The sequence below is a fragment of the Tranquillimonas alkanivorans genome (assembly GCF_900115595.1).
Lineage (GTDB): Bacteria > Pseudomonadota > Alphaproteobacteria > Rhodobacterales > Rhodobacteraceae > Tranquillimonas > Tranquillimonas alkanivorans.
Genome location: NZ_FOXA01000073.1, coordinates 1 through 1,848, shown reverse-complemented (window position 1 = coordinate 1,848; position 1,848 = coordinate 1). Strand labels below are relative to the sequence as shown.

At 69.3% G+C, this 1,848-nt stretch carries 2 protein-coding genes and 1 pseudogene; 2 read left to right on the top strand and 1 reads right to left on the bottom strand.

Annotated elements, in window-relative coordinates; translation table 11 throughout:
• Positions 1-95: pseudogene (locus BM162_RS23430) on the top strand (transcriptional regulator); the annotation flags it as partial.
• Between the two features lie 31 nt (positions 96-126).
• Here BM162_RS23430 and BM162_RS22145 read toward each other — a convergent pair.
• Complete coding sequence (locus BM162_RS22145) at positions 127-1,212, bottom strand: YeeE/YedE family protein (RefSeq protein WP_093426020.1); 1,086 nt, start codon at positions 1,210-1,212, stop codon at positions 127-129.
• 170 nt (positions 1,213-1,382) lie between these two features.
• Between BM162_RS22145 and BM162_RS22140 the strand changes: the two genes are divergently transcribed.
• A complete protein-coding gene (locus tag BM162_RS22140) occupies positions 1,383-1,817 on the top strand; it encodes an MBL fold metallo-hydrolase (RefSeq protein ID WP_093426018.1) in 435 nt (144 codons plus the stop codon).
• Positions 1,818-1,848: the final 31 nt, after the last annotated feature.

Here is a 1,848-nt window from a genome sequence, read left to right as displayed (position 1 = left end):
TGTACCAGCAGCTGATCGGCAAGATTGAGCTTGACGCAGTCACGTCCTACTTCGCCATGGAGGCGATCCTCGAGGACCGGCCGATCCCGCTCTGACGCTCTGTCATGTGTCGCCCCAAGCCCGACGTCAGTCCCCGAAACTGGCGGCGCTTGCAAGGCCGGCCGGGGCCTGCCTGCGGTTGTCGAAGACTCGGTCCGTCACCATCGCCGCGATCCACATCGACGTCAGCGCCAGCCAGGCCGTCACTGCGAAGGTCGAGGCTCCGGTCACGCCGGCGCCGATGGTGCAGCCGCCCGCCGTCATCGCTCCGAAGGCCATGAGCCCGGCGCCGAGAAGGTACCGCCGCATCGCCTCTGCGCTATGCCAGCCCTGCCACTTCAGCCGCCCCGAGAGCCACGCCGAGGCGAAGGCGGCGAGAGCGACGCCGGGGACGAGACCGACGTCGAAATCCAGCACGGGGCTGTCGGAGAGAACGAACATCAGGGTGTCCGCCGAGGGTCCTGAAAAGGTGAGGCTGCCGACGGGGACCGGGTCGAAGCTGATCCGGGAGAGCGTGTAACTCAGCACCCAGCCCACCGCGACGGCGAAGCCGACACCGGAGCCGAAGACGAGCGTCAGCGGCGCCACGCGGTTGCGGGCCGCGATCACGAGCGCGCCAAGCGCGAAAAGCGCCGCCAACGCGAGGCCGCCGCCATCCGGCATCCGCATTTCGGCGAGCAGGCTCGGGGTTGGGCCCGCCGTGACCCATCCGCCGGAAATCGCCTGCCGCAGTGGTGACAGCGCGCCGTGCAACGTCATCTGGCCGATCACCGCGAAGACGAGGCCCGACAGGATGGCGCGGAGGTTGCCCGTGGCGCCGAGGACGAGGAGACGCCCGGGGCAGCCGCGGGCCAGGATCATGCCGACGCCGAAGATCAGGCCGCCCAGAATGGCACCCGAGACCGTGCCCGGCGACGCGAGCCACCGGCTCGTGCCCAGGTCGATCACGCCGAAGCGGTCCATCGCCTGCGTCCAGAGGAGCGCCGTCGAGAAGGTCAGCAGCCAGACCGACAGCCGTGGCCCCAGTTGTCCCCGCGCGACCTCGACGGCCGCGGCGCGCAGGCAGAACCGGCTCTGCTCGGCCGAGAGGCCGAAGACGATGCCGGTGACGAGGCCGGCCATCGCGGCGAGCCCCGGGTCGCCGAGGCGTTCGGCAAGGCTGATGATGTCCATGAACGATCCTTTCGATCCGCCGTTTACGTCCGCGGCACGGCCCGCGCCTTGATCGATGTCACTTTCGGGTGCCCCGGACGCCCGTTCGCGCACCGTATCCCCCTATGAAGTCCGTGACATTCGGTCATTCGAATGAAAATAATGCTCTGACCGCAACGGGAGGGAAACAGATGATTTCACGCCGCACGCTGATGACCGGGGCCGCCGCCGGCGGCACGTGGCTGGCCCTGGGCGGCCGGCTCTGGGCCGCGACCGAGGCGACGTTGGGTGACGCCACGGTGACGACGCTGAGCGACGGCCACCTGACGCTGCCCGAAAGTTTCATCTACGGTGAGCTGGAGCGCGAGGCGGTCGACAAGATCATCGCCGCCGCCGGGGCCAGGGCCGGTGGGTTGGAGCCGCCGTGCAATCTCACGCTGCTGCGCAGGGGCGGCGACTTGGTGCTGTTCGACGCCGGCTCGGGGCCGAGCTTCATGGCCTCCGCCGGGCGTCTGCCCGAGGCGATGGCCGCCGCCGGCGTGTCGCCGGAAGAGGTGACGCATGAGAACGGCGGTGAGAAAGTCGGCCACGGTAGCGGCGGGATGAGCCCGCTGCGGGCGGCGTAAAAGTCGTCCACCTTTACCCTTTCTGGTGACG

What these genes read in the sequence shown, in the direction of transcription:
- BM162_RS22140 (WP_093426018.1), top strand. Translation starts at nt 1,383, where the DNA reads ATGATTTCACGCCGCACGCTGATGACCGGGGCCGCCGCCGGCGGCACG.
- BM162_RS22145 (WP_093426020.1), bottom strand. Translation starts at nt 1,212, where the DNA reads ATGGACATCATCAGCCTTGCCGAACGCCTCGGCGACCCGGGGCTCGCC.